18 protein-coding genes and 2 riboswitches are annotated in these 14,077 nt (G+C 67.5%); of the genes, 10 read left to right on the forward strand and 8 right to left on the reverse strand.

Annotated elements, in window-relative coordinates:
* Window positions 1–83: 83 nt before the first annotated feature.
* Both AC1RKE_RS02355 and AC1RKE_RS02360 read right to left on the reverse strand, forming a co-directional pair.
* Window positions 84–719 carry a nicotinamidase gene (locus AC1RKE_RS02355; protein ID WP_348683939.1) on the reverse strand — a complete coding sequence of 212 codons (636 nt, stop codon included), beginning with the start codon at window positions 717–719 and terminating at the stop codon, window positions 84–86.
* Window positions 716–1,687 carry a class 1 fructose-bisphosphatase gene (locus AC1RKE_RS02360; protein WP_348683937.1) on the reverse strand — a complete coding sequence of 324 codons (972 nt, stop codon included), beginning with the start codon at window positions 1,685–1,687 and terminating at the stop codon, window positions 716–718. The genes AC1RKE_RS02355 and AC1RKE_RS02360 overlap by 4 nt, the downstream gene beginning before the upstream one ends.
* 157 nt (window positions 1,688–1,844) lie before the next feature.
* Window positions 1,845–1,940: riboswitch (glycine riboswitch) on the forward strand.
* A gap of 3 nt (window positions 1,941–1,943) precedes the next feature.
* A riboswitch (glycine riboswitch) is annotated at window positions 1,944–2,028 on the forward strand.
* Between the two features lie 55 nt (window positions 2,029–2,083).
* Here AC1RKE_RS02360 and gcvT point away from each other — a divergent pair.
* From gcvT to gcvPB, 4 genes are all read left to right on the forward strand, one after another.
* The gene (gcvT, locus tag AC1RKE_RS02365) at window positions 2,084–3,199 is read left to right on the forward strand and encodes a glycine cleavage system aminomethyltransferase GcvT (RefSeq protein WP_395942097.1); all 1,116 of its coding nucleotides are present in this window, start codon (window positions 2,084–2,086) and stop codon (window positions 3,197–3,199) included.
* A gap of 138 nt (window positions 3,200–3,337) precedes the next feature.
* Window positions 3,338–3,703, forward strand: a complete 366-nt coding sequence (gcvH, locus tag AC1RKE_RS02370; protein WP_166621766.1) for a glycine cleavage system protein GcvH — start codon at window positions 3,338–3,340, stop codon at window positions 3,701–3,703.
* Between the two features lie 134 nt (window positions 3,704–3,837).
* The gene (gene gcvPA, locus AC1RKE_RS02375) at window positions 3,838–5,184 is read left to right on the forward strand and encodes an aminomethyl-transferring glycine dehydrogenase subunit GcvPA (RefSeq protein ID WP_152950722.1); all 1,347 of its coding nucleotides are present in this window, start codon (window positions 3,838–3,840) and stop codon (window positions 5,182–5,184) included.
* A gap of 14 nt (window positions 5,185–5,198) precedes the next feature.
* Entirely contained in the window at window positions 5,199–6,767 is a 1,569-nt protein-coding gene (gene gcvPB / locus AC1RKE_RS02380; protein WP_395942096.1) for an aminomethyl-transferring glycine dehydrogenase subunit GcvPB, read from the forward strand.
* Between the two features lie 27 nt (window positions 6,768–6,794).
* Here the strand turns inward: gcvPB and AC1RKE_RS02385 are convergent, their stop codons facing one another.
* Complete coding sequence (locus AC1RKE_RS02385) at window positions 6,795–7,406, reverse strand: TetR family transcriptional regulator (protein ID WP_321208140.1); 612 nt, start codon at window positions 7,404–7,406, stop codon at window positions 6,795–6,797.
* A gap of 77 nt (window positions 7,407–7,483) precedes the next feature.
* On the opposite strand from AC1RKE_RS02385, the gene AC1RKE_RS02390 reads away from it, so the two are divergent.
* The 5 genes from AC1RKE_RS02390 to AC1RKE_RS02410 all read left to right on the forward strand — a co-directional run bounded on the left by AC1RKE_RS02390 (window position 7,484) and on the right by AC1RKE_RS02410 (window position 10,201).
* Complete coding sequence (locus AC1RKE_RS02390) at window positions 7,484–8,407, forward strand: SDR family oxidoreductase (protein ID WP_348683757.1); 924 nt, start codon at window positions 7,484–7,486, stop codon at window positions 8,405–8,407.
* A 216-nt stretch (window positions 8,408–8,623) separates the two neighbouring features.
* Window positions 8,624–9,028 (forward strand): hypothetical protein, encoded by a 405-nt coding sequence (locus tag AC1RKE_RS02395; protein WP_224764434.1) that lies wholly within the window; start codon window positions 8,624–8,626, stop codon window positions 9,026–9,028.
* Between the two features lie 142 nt (window positions 9,029–9,170).
* Window positions 9,171–9,641, forward strand: a complete 471-nt coding sequence (locus tag AC1RKE_RS02400; RefSeq protein WP_054766268.1) for a DUF6789 family protein — start codon at window positions 9,171–9,173, stop codon at window positions 9,639–9,641.
* Between the two features lie 94 nt (window positions 9,642–9,735).
* Window positions 9,736–10,065, forward strand: coding sequence for a hypothetical protein (locus tag AC1RKE_RS02405; protein WP_348683760.1), 330 nt, complete (start codon window positions 9,736–9,738; stop codon window positions 10,063–10,065).
* Window positions 10,058–10,201 (forward strand): hypothetical protein, encoded by a 144-nt coding sequence (locus AC1RKE_RS02410; RefSeq protein ID WP_152950726.1) that lies wholly within the window; start codon window positions 10,058–10,060, stop codon window positions 10,199–10,201. The genes AC1RKE_RS02405 and AC1RKE_RS02410 overlap by 8 nt, the downstream gene beginning before the upstream one ends.
* A gap of 88 nt (window positions 10,202–10,289) precedes the next feature.
* Here the strand turns inward: AC1RKE_RS02410 and AC1RKE_RS02415 are convergent, their stop codons facing one another.
* The 5 genes from AC1RKE_RS02415 to AC1RKE_RS02435 all read right to left on the reverse strand — a co-directional run bounded on the left by AC1RKE_RS02415 (window position 10,290) and on the right by AC1RKE_RS02435 (window position 12,863).
* Window positions 10,290–10,805, reverse strand: coding sequence for a F0F1 ATP synthase subunit B (locus AC1RKE_RS02415; protein WP_228184507.1), 516 nt, complete (start codon window positions 10,803–10,805; stop codon window positions 10,290–10,292).
* Window positions 10,805–11,347: a F0F1 ATP synthase subunit B family protein gene (locus tag AC1RKE_RS02420; protein WP_348683761.1), complete on the reverse strand. Its 543-nt coding sequence runs from the start codon at window positions 11,345–11,347 to the stop codon at window positions 10,805–10,807. Before AC1RKE_RS02420 ends, AC1RKE_RS02415 begins: the two co-directional genes overlap by 1 nt.
* 78 nt (window positions 11,348–11,425) lie before the next feature.
* Window positions 11,426–11,650 carry a F0F1 ATP synthase subunit C gene (locus AC1RKE_RS02425; protein ID WP_054766272.1) on the reverse strand — a complete coding sequence of 75 codons (225 nt, stop codon included), beginning with the start codon at window positions 11,648–11,650 and terminating at the stop codon, window positions 11,426–11,428.
* Window positions 11,651–11,713: 63 nt separating this feature from the next.
* On the reverse strand, window positions 11,714–12,502 hold the full coding sequence (locus tag AC1RKE_RS02430) for a F0F1 ATP synthase subunit A (protein WP_191554316.1): 789 nt from the start codon (window positions 12,500–12,502) through the stop codon (window positions 11,714–11,716).
* 4 nt (window positions 12,503–12,506) lie between these two features.
* On the reverse strand, window positions 12,507–12,863 hold the full coding sequence (locus AC1RKE_RS02435; RefSeq protein WP_348683764.1) for an AtpZ/AtpI family protein: 357 nt from the start codon (window positions 12,861–12,863) through the stop codon (window positions 12,507–12,509).
* A 238-nt stretch (window positions 12,864–13,101) separates the two neighbouring features.
* Between AC1RKE_RS02435 and ispH the strand changes: the two genes are divergently transcribed.
* On the forward strand, window positions 13,102–14,073 hold the full coding sequence (gene ispH, locus AC1RKE_RS02440; protein ID WP_333896441.1) for a 4-hydroxy-3-methylbut-2-enyl diphosphate reductase: 972 nt from the start codon (window positions 13,102–13,104) through the stop codon (window positions 14,071–14,073).
* The last annotated feature ends 4 nt before the right edge of the window (window positions 14,074–14,077 follow it).

Consider the following 14,077-nt stretch of genomic DNA (forward strand, 5'->3'; position numbering starts at 1 on the left):
AGATTTCGCCTGACGGCGCCGCTGGGTCCCCCGGTCTGCGCCGCGAAGACGCGGCTTGCCGGAGGATGACGACAGTATCGGGGTCAGCCGAGTAGGGCTGTAGCCCCCATCTCCGAAACCCCCAGCGCCCGGAAGCTGTCCCGCGCCGCCGCCTCGGTCTGTGGCGCGATCGCGCGGCTGGCGCCTGTGACGACCACGGCCTGGAAACCCTCGCGCACCGCATCCTCGGCGGTGAAGCGGACGCAGTAGTCGAAGGCCAGGCCGGCCAGGAAGACGCGGGTCACGCCCAGGTCGCGCAGCAGGCCGGCCAGGCCCGTCGGGGTGCGATGGTCGTTCTCGAAGAAGCCGGAATAGGAATCGACCGCCGGGTTGTAGCCCTTGCGGATCACGGCCAGGGCCTTTTGCACCGTGGGCGCCGCGTCGGGATGGAAGTCGGCGCCGGGCGAGCCCTGGATACAGTGGTCGGGCCACAGCATCTGGCTGCCGTAGGCGACCTCGATCTCGGTGAAGGGAGCCGCGCCGGGATGGTTGGAGGCGAACGAAATCTGGTCAGGCGTGTGCCAGTCCTGGGTCAGGATCACACGGTCGAACCGTTCGGCCAGCCGGTTGATCAGCGGCATGGTCCCCGCCCCGCCCGCGACCGCCAGAGAACCGCCCTCGCAGAAGTCGTTCTGCGGGTCGATGACCAGAAGGGCGTCAGTCGGACCGATCTTCATCATGCGCTCGCGTAGGCGTCGATCTCGTTGGCCGAGCCCAGGGCGACCGGGATGCGCTGGTGCAGATGCTCGGGCTGGATGTCGAGGATGGATTGAACCCCGTCCGTCGTCGCCTTGCCCCCGGCCTGCTCGACCAGGAAGGCCATGGGATTGCCCTCGTACATCAGGCGCAGCTTGCCGGGCTTGTCCGGCTCCCGCTTGTCCCAGGGGTACAGGAAGACGCCGCCGCGCATCAGGATGCGGTGGACGTCGGCGACCATGGCGGCGACCCAGCGCATGTTGAAATTCTTGCCCCGGGGGCCGTCCGCGCCCTTCAGCACGCCGTCGACATAGCGCTGCACCGGCTCGGCCCAGTGGCGCAGGTTCGACATGTTGATGGCGAACTCCTTGGTGTCCGGCGAAATTGCGATGGCGTCGTGGGTCAGGATCCAGACGCCGTCGTTCGACAGGGTGAAGCCCTTGACCCCGGCGCCCGTGGTCAGGACCAGCATGGTCTGGGGGCCGTACAGGGCGTAGAGGGCGGCGACCTGGTCCCGGCCCGGCTGCATGAAGTCGGCCTCGGTCGGCGAAGGCGTCGCGGACTTCAGCACCGAGACGATGGTCCCCACCATGGCGTTGATGTCGATGTTGGACGAGCCGTCCAGCGGATCGAACAGGACCAGATATTGGCCGGTGGAATGGGCCGCCGGCTGAACCTCGTCCATCTCCTCCGAGGCGACGCCGGCGACGGCGGGACAGGCCAGCAGGGCGTCGGTCAGCATGTCGTTGGTCATGACGTCGAGCTTCTTCTGCTCCTCGTCCTGGACGTTGATCTGGCCCGAGGCGCCCAAGGCGCCGGCCAGGGCGCCGCCGGCGACCAGAGTGCTGATGTCGGCGCAGGTGGCGGCGGCGACCGTCAAGACCGTCTTCAGCCCTTCCGGAACCTCCAGGGCGGCGATGTGGGCGTCGAGGCGGGTGCGGTCGGCGGTCATGGGATCGGTCCGGAGCGGCGGAGAGGGACGCTCCGTTCTTGGCGGGCGGACGCAGGGAGAGCAAGGGCGAGCCGACGCCGGACGTCAGGAAGTGCGACAAGGCGGCGTCAAAACACGCCTGCGCTTGACTTGCGGCCGGAGTCGGTGGCTTAGGTCGGTTGCTCTCGCGGGAGAGATCGGCGCGCCTCGGCGGGTCGACGCCGAAGGCGCAACCGCCCCGGAAACGCTCAGGCAAACGGACCGCGAAGCATACGGACGCTGGAAAGCCGCTCTTAGGGGCGCGCCGACGGAGCAAGGCGCCACGGTACCGGCGCCGGAATCTCTCAGGCTTCAGGACAGCGGGGGCGCGACGACGGCGGAGCTCCGCCACCAAACGCGACCGTGAAAGCCTGAACCATGACCGACCAAGCCCTGAAGACCACGCCTCTGAACGCCGCGCACCGCGCCCTGGGGGCCCGGATGGTGGGCTTCGGCGGCTATGACATGCCGGTCCAGTATGAGGGCGTCCTGGCCGAGCACCGCTGGACCCGCGAACACGCCGGCCTGTTCGACGTGTCCCACATGGGCCAGTGCAAGATCACCGGCGCCGACGCCGCCGCCCAGTTCGAGCGGTTCGTGCCCGGCGACTATGAAATCCTGAAGGCGGGCAAGCAGAAGTATTCGCTGCTTCTGAACAAGGACGGCGGGATCATCGACGACCTGATGGCCGGCCGCCCGGATCACGACGGCCTGTTCGTCGTCGTCAACGCCGGCAACAAGGACGAGGATTTCGCCTTCTGGCAGGCGAACCTGGAAGGCGACGCCAAGCTGACGGTGCTGGACGACCGCGCCCTGATCGCCATCCAGGGGCCGGAAGCCGCCGAGGTCATGGCCGCCCACGAACCGATCCTGGCGGAAATGGGCTTTATGGAATGCGCCCGGCTGATGCTGTTCGGCGTCGACTGCTATGTCTCGCGTTCGGGCTATACCGGCGAGGACGGCTATGAAATTTCGGTCCCGGCGGACCAGGCCGAGCGTGTCTGGAACACCATCCTGGAAGACGCCCGCGTCAAGCCGATCGGCCTTGGCGCCCGCGACAGCCTGCGCCTGGAGGCCGGCCTGCCGCTGCACGGCCACGACATCGACCCGACCACCAGCCCGGTCGAAGGCGCCCTGACCTTCGCCCTGTCCAAGTCGAGGAAGGAGCGCGCCGACTTCACCGGCGCCGACCGCATCTTGAAGGAACTGGCCGATGGCCCGTCTCGCGTCCGCATCGGCCTGATCGTCAAGGAAGGCGCCCCGGCCCGCGAAGGCGCCGAGATCGCCGACGCCGACGGGAACGTCATCGGCAAGGTCACCTCGGGCGGCCCCTCCCCCACCCTGGGCAAGAACATCGCCATGGGCTTCGTGCCGCCGGCCCATGCCGCGCTGGGCACGGAGTTGAAGGTCATCGTGCGCGGCAAGCCCGCCGCCGCCGAAGTCGTCGCCATGCCCTTCGTGGCGCAACGCTATTACCGGAAGCCGAAGGCGTAACATTCACCCCGTCACCCTCGGGCTTGACCCGAGGGCCGGATTATCCGCCGCATTGCGTCGGGATCAACACAGAGAACGATCCGCCTCCGATCCTCGGGTCAAGCCCGAGGATGACGGGGTGGGAGATGGAGAAGAGAAATGAAATTCACCAAGGATCACGAGTGGGTCAGCCTGGACGGCGACATCGCCACCGTGGGCATCTCGAAACACGCCGCCGACGCCCTCGGCGACGTGGTGTTCGTGGAAGTGCCGGAAGTCGGCAAAACCGTCGCCAAGGGCGCCAGCTTCGCCGTGGTCGAGAGCGTCAAGGCGGCGTCCGACGTCTACGCCCCCGTCTCGGGCGAAGTGGTCGAGGCCAATGACGCCCTGTCGACCGCTCCGGAAACCGTCAACTCGGCCCCGGAAGCGGACGGCTGGTTCGCCAAGATCAAGGTGTCGGACGCCTCGGAACTGGACGCCCTGATGGACCAGGCCGCCTACGACGCCTTCCTCGCCACCCTCTAATCTCAAACTCCGTCACCCTCGGGCTTGACCCGAGGGCCGGAGGATCAACCACTCGTGCGAAGCCTAGACGCACGAGCCGCACAACATCCGATCCTCGGGTCAGGCCCGAGGATGACGGGTGAAGGAAACCGGCAATGCGTTACCTCCCCCTGACGCCCGACGACCGCACGGCGATGCTCGCCGCCATCGGCGCCAAATCGATCGACGACCTGTTCGTGGACGTGCCCGAAGCGGCGCGGCTGGACGGGCCTGTGAACCTGCCGCGGGTGGCGGGCGAGTTGGAGGTCGAGCGCGCCCTGTCCGCCATGGCGGCCAAGAACGCCACGGCCGGCGCCGTGCCCTTCTTCTGCGGCGCAGGGGCCTACAAACACCATGTCCCGGCGACGGTGGACCACATCATCCAGCGGTCGGAATTCCTGACCAGCTACACCCCCTATCAGCCGGAAATCGCCCAGGGCACGCTGCAATATCTGTACGAGTTCCAGACCCAGGTGGCGAACCTGACCGGCATGCCGGTGGCCAACGCCTCGCTGTATGACGGTTCGACCGCCATGGCCGAGGGCGTGCTGATGGCGACCCGCGTGACCCGTCGCAACAAGGCGGTGATCTCGGGCGGCGTCCACCCCCACTACGTCAAGGCGACCGAGACCGTGGTCCACGCCGTCGGCGTCGAGACGCAAGTCCTGGCTCCCGCCGTCGACGCCGAGGCCGCCGTGATCGACCAGATCGGTCCCGACACGGCCTGCGTCGTGGTTCAGACCCCGAACGTCTTCGGCGCCGCAACGGATGTCACGAAGATCGCCGAGGCCGCCCATGCAGCCGGCGCCCTGCTGATCGTCGTGGTGACGGAAGCCGTGTCTATGGGCCTGCTGAAGTCGCCCGGCGAGATGGGCGCGGACATCGTCGCCGCCGAGGGCCAGTCGATCGGCAACGCACTGAACTTCGGCGGCCCCTATGTCGGCCTGTTCGCCACGCGCGAGAAGCTGATCCGCCAGATGCCCGGCCGCCTGACCGGCGAGACCGTGGACGCCGACGGCGAGCGCGGCTTCGTCCTGACCCTGTCCACGCGGGAACAGCACATCCGCCGCGACAAGGCGACTTCGAACATCTGCACCAATTCCGGCCTCTGCACCCTGGCCTTCACCATCCACATGAGCCTGCTGGGCGAGACGGGCCTGCGCAAACTGGCCCTGCTGAACCACGAGAAGGCCCTCGCCACGCGCGACGCCCTGGCCGCCGTTCCGGGCGTCGAAATCCTGACCGACCGCTTCTTCAACGAGTTCGCGGTGCGCCTGCCCAAGAACGCGGCCGAGGTCGTGGATCAGTTGGCCGCCCATCACGTCCTGGCCGGCGTGCCCTACAGCCGCCTGGCCCCCGACGCCGGCATGGACGACGTCCTGCTGGTCGCTGCGACCGAAACCACCCTTGACGCCGACATCAAGCTCCTGGCGACCGCCCTCGCCAAGGTGCTGGCGGCCTGAGCGGAGACAAGACCATGAGCACCATGAACACCGTCGGCCGCCCGACCGCCCCGAACCAGGTACAGACCAAGCCCGCCACCCTGACCGGCGGGCGCGGCCTGTTGCAGAACGAGCCGCTGATCTTCGAAGGCGAAGGCTGGGGCAAGACCGGGGTCGACCTGCCCGAACCGAAGACCGATGCGTCGGACCTGGGCGACCTGGTCCGCAAGGATCCGATCGGCCTGCCCGGCCTGTCGGAGCCCGAGGCCATGCGCCACTATGTGCGCCTGTCGCAGAAGAACCACGCCATCGACCTGGCCATCTATCCGCTGGGCTCGTGCACGATGAAGCACAACCCGCGCCTGAACGAGAAGATGGCGCGTCTGGCCGGTTTTTCGGACATCCACCCCCTGCAGCCGATGTCGACGGTTCAGGGCGCGCTGGAGCTGATGGATACGCTGGCCCATTGGCTGAAGACCCTGACCGGCATGCCCGCCGTCGCGCTATCTCCGAAAGCGGGAGCGCACGGCGAACTGTGCGGCCTGATGGCCATCCGCGCCGCGCACGAGGCCTCGGGCCAGCATGAGAAGCGCCGCAAGGTGCTGGTGCCCACCAGCGCCCACGGCACCAACCCGGCCACGGCCGCCTTCGTCGGCTATACCGTCGTCGAGGTCGCCCAGACCGAGGACGGCCGCGTGGACGTGGCCGACCTGGCGTCCAAGCTGGGCGACGACGTCGCCGCCATCATGGTGACCAACCCCAACACCTGCGGCCTGTTCGAGCGCGACATTCTGGAAATCAGCCGCCTGACCCACGAGGCGGGCGCCTATTTCTACTGCGACGGCGCCAACTTCAACGCCATCGTCGGCCGGGTTCGTCCGGGCGATCTGGGCGTGGACGCCATGCACATCAACCTGCACAAGACCTTCTCGACGCCGCACGGCGGCGGCGGGCCGGGCGCGGGTCCGGTGGTGCTGTCACAGGCCCTGGCGCCCTTCGCCCCCGCCCCCTGGGTCGTGCATGACGATAGCGGTTACGCGCTGATCGAACGGGAAGAAGGCGAGGCAGCCCAGGCCTTCGGCCGCCTGTGCGCCTTCCAGGGGCAGATGGGCATGTATGTGCGCGCCCTGTCCTACATGATGAGCCACGGCGCCGACGGCCTGCGTCAGGTCGCCGAGGATGCGGTGCTGAACGCCAACTACATCAAGGCCCGCCTGTCGGACCTGATGAGCGCGGCCTTCCCCGACGGCCCCTGCATGCACGAGGCCCTGTTCGACGACGAATGGCTGAAGGGCACGGACGTCACCACGCTCGACTTCGCCAAGGCGATGATCGACGAGGGCTTCCACCCGATGACCATGTATTTCCCCCTGGTCGTCCACGGGGCCATGCTGATCGAGCCGACCGAGACCGAGTCCAAGGCCGAGCTGGATCGCTTCATCGAGACCATGCGCCTGCTGGCCCAGGCGGCCAAGGCCGGCGACGTCGACCGCTTCAAGGGCGCCCCCTTCCACGCCCCCCTGCGTCGTCTGGACGAAACCCGCGCCGCCCGCTCGCCGGTGCTGCGCTGGACCGCCCCTGCGGGCTCGAACCAGGCGGCTTAAGCCGCTCTCGGCGTCCGCCGTCCTGGATCAGGGCGGCGGACGCTGGCCCGCCATGCGTCTCAGGACGGCGAAGGCTTCGCGGCCGAACCGTTCAGGCCCTTCGTCCGGATGGGCCAGCCAGGCCTCGCCGGCCAGTTTCATGATGCTGACGCCGATCGCCGCCGCGACGCGACAGGCGACGTCGTCCGGGGCCAATCCCTTCCGCTCGGCCAGCGTCTGGGCCAGCAGCCGCTCCACCCCTTCATACTTTGCGTGATCACCGGCCTGAAGGGCGGGCGTCTGATGGATCAGCCGCGTCAGGTCCAGCATGTCGGGCGTCTGGAAGCGCGCGGCGACATCGGCCAGCCCCCCCTCCACCATATCGAGCAGCGGTTCGTCGCACGGCCGGGCCGCCACCGCCTGGGCGATCATCTCAGGGATCTGGGCCTTGAGGGAAAAGACGATCTCTTCCTTGGAGCCGAAATAGTTCAGCAGGGTGCGGCGCGATACGCCCGCCGCCGCCGCCACCTCGTCCAGGGTGGCGCCGTCAAATCCCTTTTCGATGAACAGCCGCAGGCCTTCGGCCTGAATGCGGGCGTGGGTTTCCAGCCGCTTCCGCGCACGCAGACCCTGCTCGCCAGGAAAAACTTTTTCTTGCACTTCTTGCATATTTGCACCGGATGCAGATATGCAAGCCGGAGCCCTTCGGAAATTCAGTTCACCCCAGGATAGCCGCAATGACCCAATGGACGACAGCCGATATTCCCGACCAGAGCGGCAAGCTGGTCATCATCACCGGGGCGACCGGCGGCATCGGCTTGGAGGCGGCGCTCGTTCTGGCTGAAAAGGGCGCCGAGGTCGTTCTGGCCGCGCGCAATCCGGACAAGGGCGATCAGGCGGAACGGCTGATCCGCAGTCGCCACCCTGAGGCCCTCGTGCGGTTCGAACGGCTGGACCTGGCGGACCTCAGCTCTGTCGCCGCCTTCGCCGAGGCCCTCCTGGCGGCGGGTCGGCCGGTCGACATTTTGATCAACAATGCGGGCGTCATGGCCGTGCCCCGTCGCCGAACGACCATCGATGGTTTCGAGATGCAGTTCGGAACCAACTATCTATCCCACTTCGCCCTGACCGGCCGGCTCCTGCCACTGCTGACGGCGGCTCAGGCGCGAGTGGTGCAGTTGTCCAGCGTCGCCCATCGCGGCGGTCGGATTCAGCTCAGCGATCTGAACTATCGCTCCGGTTACCGGCCCTGGCCCGTCTATCAGCAGTCCAAACTGGCGATGCTGATGTTCGCCCTGGAGCTTCAGCGCCGCAGCGATCGCGAAGATTGGGGCCTGACCAGCGTGGCCGCCCATCCCGGTTTCGCCCGGACGGATCTGATCGCCAACGGCCACGCCGGCAGCCCGCCCGGACTTTTCGCCTTGGTCAGCCGCCTGCTGGCGCGCGTGGCCAGCCATTCGGCGGCCGACGGCGCCTTGCCGATCCTGATGGCGGCGACCCTGCCCCAGGCCGAACCCGGCGCCTATTACGGCCCTCAGGGCTGGCAGGAGATGCGGGGTGCGCCCGGCCGCGCCCTCATCAAGCCCCAGGCGCTGGATGTCGAAACCGCCCGCGCCCTGTGGTCCGAGTCCGAACGCATGACCGGCGTCCACTACGGCTGACCAAGGCCCAGCCGCGTCCTGTGGGACACAGACTGCGACAATCCGGCTTCATGACCAAAGCTTCATAGGAAAGCCACGGATCGGCCATCGAACCGGATCTTAAGGGGTTATGTGACAACCTCGCCACGGTCGCTCTTTCCCTTCCCGGCTTGGGATCGGGTGGGCGTGGCGACCGTTGTCACACCTCAGTCAGTCCTCCTCCCTCCCGGCGCCCTCGTGATCTCCGCACCCGCTCTCGTCCTGTCCTCCGCCTCGCCTCGCAGCCGCAAGCTGCGGGTGCTGAAGCGTTGGGCCCTGATGGCGGGCGGGCTGTTCGTGGTCCTGCTTGGCATTCTGATCGCCCCCCTGCCCGGCCCCGGCGGCGTTCCGGTCATCGCTGTCGGCCTGATGCTGATCCTGAAGAGCTCCTTCTGGGCCAAGCGACAGTTCATCCGCGCCCAGTACGCCCGGCCGAAATGGGTCTATCCCTTCCGGCGGCTGATGCGGAAAAAGCCGGAGTTCGCGCCGGTCTTCTGGCAACAGGCCTTGCGCGCCGAAAAGGTGATCCTGACCCGGCGTCGGCGCGGCCTGATCCGTCTGCGCAAGGGCCTTCGCCGCTACATCCGCAAACTGTTCCGCTGACCGCGCGCGCATCAGCGATCATTTCGCGCTTGCGTTGCTGCGTTCGCTAACCACGGCAACGTGAACGCCGACCGTCCGAGTCAGGCGTATTCTGTCCCAGCGTTATCAGAGAACCAGAAAAGCGTTGGGAGGCGCTAAGGTCATGATGTCACGCTTACAAAAAGGTCTGATCGCCGGTTTCGCCGCCACGGTCGCCGTGTCCCTGCTGGAAATACCCAATCTGTTCCTGAACTGGTTCGACCCGTTCCAGAGCGTCATCGCCGCTCTGATCGGCATGCCCGACGCCCTGGCCGTGGGCTGGGTTCTTCATGCGGTGGCCGGGGTGCTGATCCTGGGGCCCCTGTTCGCCTACCTCTGCCCGCGACTGCCCACCGACACGCCCGAGACCAAGGGCATCGTCTTTGCGGTCGGCGCCTGGGTGGTGATGATGGCCGGTGTCTTCATCGTCGGCGACTACCGTACCTTCAACGCCGGCTCGGGCTTCGGCACCATCGCCTGGCTTCTGGTCACCCATGCCGTGTTCGGGATCGTCCTGGGCAATGTCTATGCCCGGCTGGTCGCGCGCGACAAGCGCCAGACGCCCCATGTGATCGGCGGCGCCACGGCCCACTGATCTCGGCGGGCCGGACGGCCTGGTCTCCAGGCCGTCCCTGCGTCCGGCTTCCTACACAGACGAACCGGACGGTGGGCCGACGGCTTCCCCTGCGATGAACCGCAAGGAAGATCCGACACGCCGAGGGCGCATCCGCTGGGAGCCTCTGCTGATCGGCGGCGTAGTCCTGGCCCTGATCGCCTATTACCTCGTCGCTGAGGTGATCTGGCGAAATCCTCAGGCCGCCAGCGACAGCGAGACGGCCGTGGTCCAACCGGCCGTCGTGCCGCCGCCCGGCGGCGCCGTCCCGCCCAGCGCGCCCGCCGTGGCGCCCGGCGACAATCCGGCCCTGCGCGGCCAGTCGGCCGTGCGCGGCGACGGCACGCCCCTGAACGGCTCCTCCACCTCGACGCCGCCCCCGCAGCCGATGCAGACCGATGACTGAACCCGACCGCGATCCGGACGGCTTCAGCCGCCGCAGTGAAAGCGGCCCGCCCTTCCGCATCATGGGCGGGGTCATCGTCTTCATCCTGGTGATGATCGCTGTGGTTCTGACGGTCAGCGGCGTCATCGGGCGCTGAGGGGCCGCCCCAAAACGACTTCGGCCGAAACCGCCAGAGCGATTTCGGCCGAAGGACGGGCGTTGAGACCCGGTCAGACTTGAGGTCGTCAGTTCAGGCGGTCGCCGATCTGGGCGATGGCGGCGTCCAGCAGCGGGTCCTTGGCGCCGCCGGCGAGGCGGGCGGCCAGGATCTGTTCCGCGGCCTTGGCGGCCAGGTCGGCGGCGGCGGCCTTGACCTCGGCGGACGCCTGGGCTTCGGCCTGGGCGATGCGGGCCTCGGCCATCTTCTGGCGACGGGCCAGGGTCTCTTCCAGCTTGGCCTTGGACTCGACTTCCAGACGACGGGCGTCGGCTTCCGCCTGGGCCATCATATCGGCGGCCTGGGCCTCGGCCTCGGCCTTCTCCTTGCGGATCTGGGCCAGCAGGGCCTCGGCCTCGGCGCGCAGACGGGCGGCCTCGTCCAGGTCGGCCTGGATCTTGGCGCCCTTGGCGTCCAGCTGGGCGGCGACCATCTTGGGCACGCCCACGGCGATCAGAATGCCGAAGAAGATCAGCAGGCCGACGCCGACCCAGATCTCGGGGTTCGACAGGTCCCAGATGCCCGGTTCGAAGATCAGGTTCATCAGGCGGCTCCCTTGGCGAGGTCCTGTTCGGCCTTGGTCGCGGCCTTGCCGGTCAGGCGCTCGACCATGGCGGCGGCGGCGTCGGAGGCGATGGTCGAGACATTGGCCATGGCCGCGTCGCGCGTCTTGGCGATGGCGGCCTCGGCCTCGGCGATGCGGGCGTTGACCACGGCTTCTTCAGCGGCCTGACGGGCGTTGGCCTCTTCCGTCACGCGCGCCTTGGCGGCGGCGGCGGTGGCGCGGGCGTCGGCGCGGGCCTTGGCCAGATCGGCCTGGGCCAGGGCGGCCTGTTCGGCGGCCTCGGCCTGGACCTGACGCGCGGTGGCGACGGCGCCGGAGATGGTCTCGCGACGTTCGTCCTTCACACGACGCAGACGCGGCGCGAAGACCTTGGCGATCAGGAAATAGAGCAGGAAGAACAGGACCAGCAGATAGCCCATCTGCCCGGCCCAGTGCTGGGTCTCGAACTGGGGCAGTCCGCCGCCGCCGTGGCCTTCGGCCTCGGTGGTCGCGTGGGTGTCGTGAGAAGTGGGTGCGGCCATGGTGTCCGTTCGTCCGAAAAGCAGAAAGGCGGCGACGGCCTCAGCGAGAAGCCGCCGCCGCCCCGAACCCCGGATAGATCAGGAGTTCAGGATCAGGATGCCCAGCACGAAGGCCAGGATGCCCAGGGCTTCGGCCAGAGCCGCGCCCACGAACAGGTTGCCGACTTGCGAGGCGGCGGCCGACGGATTGCGCAGGGCGCCGTTCAGGAAGTTGGCGAAGATGTTGCCCACGCCGATGGCCGAGCCGATCATGCCGAGGGTGGCCAGGCCGGCGCCGATGTACTTGGCGGCTTCAGCTTCCATGGTGAGTATCCTTGTTTCAGTCAGGTGGGTTGGAAGAAGGGAGTTCTCGAACTGGGCCGGGCCTTAATGGCCTTCACCCAGGTTGACCACATCATTGAGATAGATGCTGGCCAGAACGGCGAACACGAACGCCTGCAGGAAGGCGACGAGGAATTCGAGGGCGGTCAGGGCGACGACCATGGTCATCGACAGGGCGGCGATCGGCAGGCCCCACAGGCCCAGGCCCTCGCCGACGAAGGCGCCGGCGCCCAGGGCCACGACGAAGCCGGCGAAGATCTTCAGCGCCACGTGGCCGCCCAGCATGTTGCCGAACAGACGAAGAGCCAGGGTCACCGGACGCAGCAGGAAGGACAGGAACTCGATCGCGCCGACGACAGGGCGCAGCACCAGAGGCGCGCTGGCCGGCCAGAAGAGTTTGAAGAAGCCCAGGCCGTTCTTGAGGAAGCCCACGCCGATGACCAGCAAGATGGTCAAGGCGGCGAAGGTGACGGTCACGGCCAGCTGCGAAGTCGCGGTGAAGCTGAGGAACATGCCCAACAGGTTCATCACCAGCACGAGAAGGAACAGGCTGAAGACGAACGGGAAATATTTGCGGCCTTCGTGACCGATGATGGAATCGGTCACCCCGTCGATCATGTCGAACAGGCTTTCGCCGGCCGTCTGCAACCGTCCCGGCACCACCTTGGCGCTCGAGGTGACCAGTTGCAGGAACAGGACGATGGCCACGAAGGCGACCGTCATGGCGACGTGGGAATTGGTGATCGCCAGCTGGGTGTGGCCGAAGACAGGCAGGTTCACCGCGCCGAAATCGACGAGCGGCTGGATCTTAAACTGGTGAAGCGGATCGGCCATCAGCCTATCGGTCCTCGTCTTCCTCGTCGTCGAAGGGGACCGATTTCGGTTCGACCCCGCTCGCCTTCGCCTGCGCCATCAGCCGGTTGGCCGTGCGGCGCGCCATGTAAATCGACAGAGCGAAGCCCAGAAGGACTCCGCCGATGATACCCCAGGGATTGGTCCCGAACAGTCGGTCCGCCCCAAAACCTAGCCCCAAGCCCAGGAAGACCCCGCCGAGCAGTTCGGCGACGATCTTGTAGGCCTGGCTCGTCACCGCCTGAGCCGCGAGGTGCTCCGACGCCTTCTGAGCCGTCTTGTCCTCCAACGCGGATGCGCTGTCTTGGAGGCGTTTGATCGCCTCTTCGCGCGATTCCGACATTGGGGACATGGCCTGTGCGCTCAGCGCCCGAACAATGTGTTGAGGCAGGTCTGAATTCGGCGCGGAAACTAATCGTGAGCGGCCGGTTGGTCAAGGCGTCGTGAACTTAGTCTAAATCTTTGTTCCGAATGGATTTTCAATGAGAACCAGCCGACCGTGGCGATGCGTCGCTGCCTTGAGGTGCGGATTCGCTCGCCCCGCATGGCGATATGGTCCGCGAACCATTAGGTTGGCGGCCATGAACATGCACGTCCCCTCCCCCGCGCCCGAACGCCGCCCGATCGCCGTGCGGCTGGCGACGCCGCGCGGCTTCTGTGCGGGGGTGGACCGGGCGATCCAGATCGTCGAGCGCGCCATCGAGAAGTTCGGCGCCCCCGTCTATGTGCGCCACGAGATCGTCCATAACCGCCATGTGGTCGAGCGGCTGAAGGCCATGGGCGCCGTCTTCGTCAAGGAACTGGACGAATGCCCCGACGACCGACCGGTCGTCTTCTCGGCCCACGGGGTGCCCAAGTCCGTGCCGGCGGCGGCGCGGTCGCGCGAGCTGCTGTTCCTGGACGCCACCTGTCCCCTGGTGTCCAAGGTCCACGTCGAGGCCGAGCGTCATCATGCCGCAGGCCGCCACATCATCCTGATCGGCCACGCCGGTCACCCGGAGGTGATCGGCACAATGGGCCAGCTGCCCGAGGGCGCCATCAGCCTGGTCGAGACCGAGGCCGACGCCGAGGCCTTCGAACGCCCCGGCGACGCCCCCCTGGCCTATGCGACCCAGACCACCCTGTCGGTCGACGACACGGCGGGCATATTGAAGGTGCTGAAGCGGCGCTTCCCCGAACTGCCCGATCCGCACAAGGAAGACATCTGCTACGCCACCACCAATCGCCAGGAGGCGGTCAAGGTGCTGGGCGAGGGCTGCGAACTGGTGCTGGTGGTCGGATCGAAGAACTCGTCCAACTCGGCCCGGCTGGTCGAGGTGGCGATGCGCGCCGGCGCCCGCGACGCCCGCCTCGTCGATGACGCCTCCCAGGTGGACTGGGACTGGTTCGACGGGGTTCAGACGGTCGGCGTCACCGCCGGCGCCTCGGCGCCCGAGCCTTTGATCGCCGCCCTGGTGGACGCCATCGCCGAACGGTTCGACGCCACCGTGACCGAGGACGCCGGCGCGCGTGAGACCGTGACCTTCAAACTGCCGCGCCAGCTGACCGCCTGAGCGC

This window comes from Brevundimonas sp. GW822-FHT03E11, from assembly GCF_058801445.1.

Coding starts and splice junctions, on each gene's coding strand:
- AC1RKE_RS02355 (WP_348683939.1), bottom strand. CDS start 719: ATGATGAAGATCGGTCCGACTGACGCCCTTCTGGTCATCGACCCGCAG.
- AC1RKE_RS02360 (WP_348683937.1), bottom strand. CDS start 1,687: ATGACCGCCGACCGCACCCGCCTCGACGCCCACATCGCCGCCCTGGAG.
- gcvT (WP_395942097.1), top strand. CDS start 2,084: ATGACCGACCAAGCCCTGAAGACCACGCCTCTGAACGCCGCGCACCGC.
- gcvH (WP_166621766.1), top strand. CDS start 3,338: ATGAAATTCACCAAGGATCACGAGTGGGTCAGCCTGGACGGCGACATC.
- gcvPA (WP_152950722.1), top strand. CDS start 3,838: ATGCGTTACCTCCCCCTGACGCCCGACGACCGCACGGCGATGCTCGCC.
- gcvPB (WP_395942096.1), top strand. CDS start 5,199: ATGAGCACCATGAACACCGTCGGCCGCCCGACCGCCCCGAACCAGGTA.
- AC1RKE_RS02390 (WP_348683757.1), top strand. CDS start 7,484: ATGACCCAATGGACGACAGCCGATATTCCCGACCAGAGCGGCAAGCTG.
- AC1RKE_RS02400 (WP_054766268.1), top strand. CDS start 9,171: ATGATGTCACGCTTACAAAAAGGTCTGATCGCCGGTTTCGCCGCCACG.
- AC1RKE_RS02405 (WP_348683760.1), top strand. CDS start 9,736: ATGAACCGCAAGGAAGATCCGACACGCCGAGGGCGCATCCGCTGGGAG.
- AC1RKE_RS02410 (WP_152950726.1), top strand. CDS start 10,058: ATGACTGAACCCGACCGCGATCCGGACGGCTTCAGCCGCCGCAGTGAA.
- AC1RKE_RS02415 (WP_228184507.1), bottom strand. CDS start 10,805: ATGAACCTGATCTTCGAACCGGGCATCTGGGACCTGTCGAACCCCGAG.
- AC1RKE_RS02420 (WP_348683761.1), bottom strand. CDS start 11,347: ATGGCCGCACCCACTTCTCACGACACCCACGCGACCACCGAGGCCGAA.
- AC1RKE_RS02425 (WP_054766272.1), bottom strand. CDS start 11,650: ATGGAAGCTGAAGCCGCCAAGTACATCGGCGCCGGCCTGGCCACCCTC.
- AC1RKE_RS02430 (WP_191554316.1), bottom strand. CDS start 12,502: ATGGCCGATCCGCTTCACCAGTTTAAGATCCAGCCGCTCGTCGATTTC.
- AC1RKE_RS02435 (WP_348683764.1), bottom strand. CDS start 12,863: ATGTCGGAATCGCGCGAAGAGGCGATCAAACGCCTCCAAGACAGCGCA.
- ispH (WP_333896441.1), top strand. CDS start 13,102: ATGAACATGCACGTCCCCTCCCCCGCGCCCGAACGCCGCCCGATCGCC.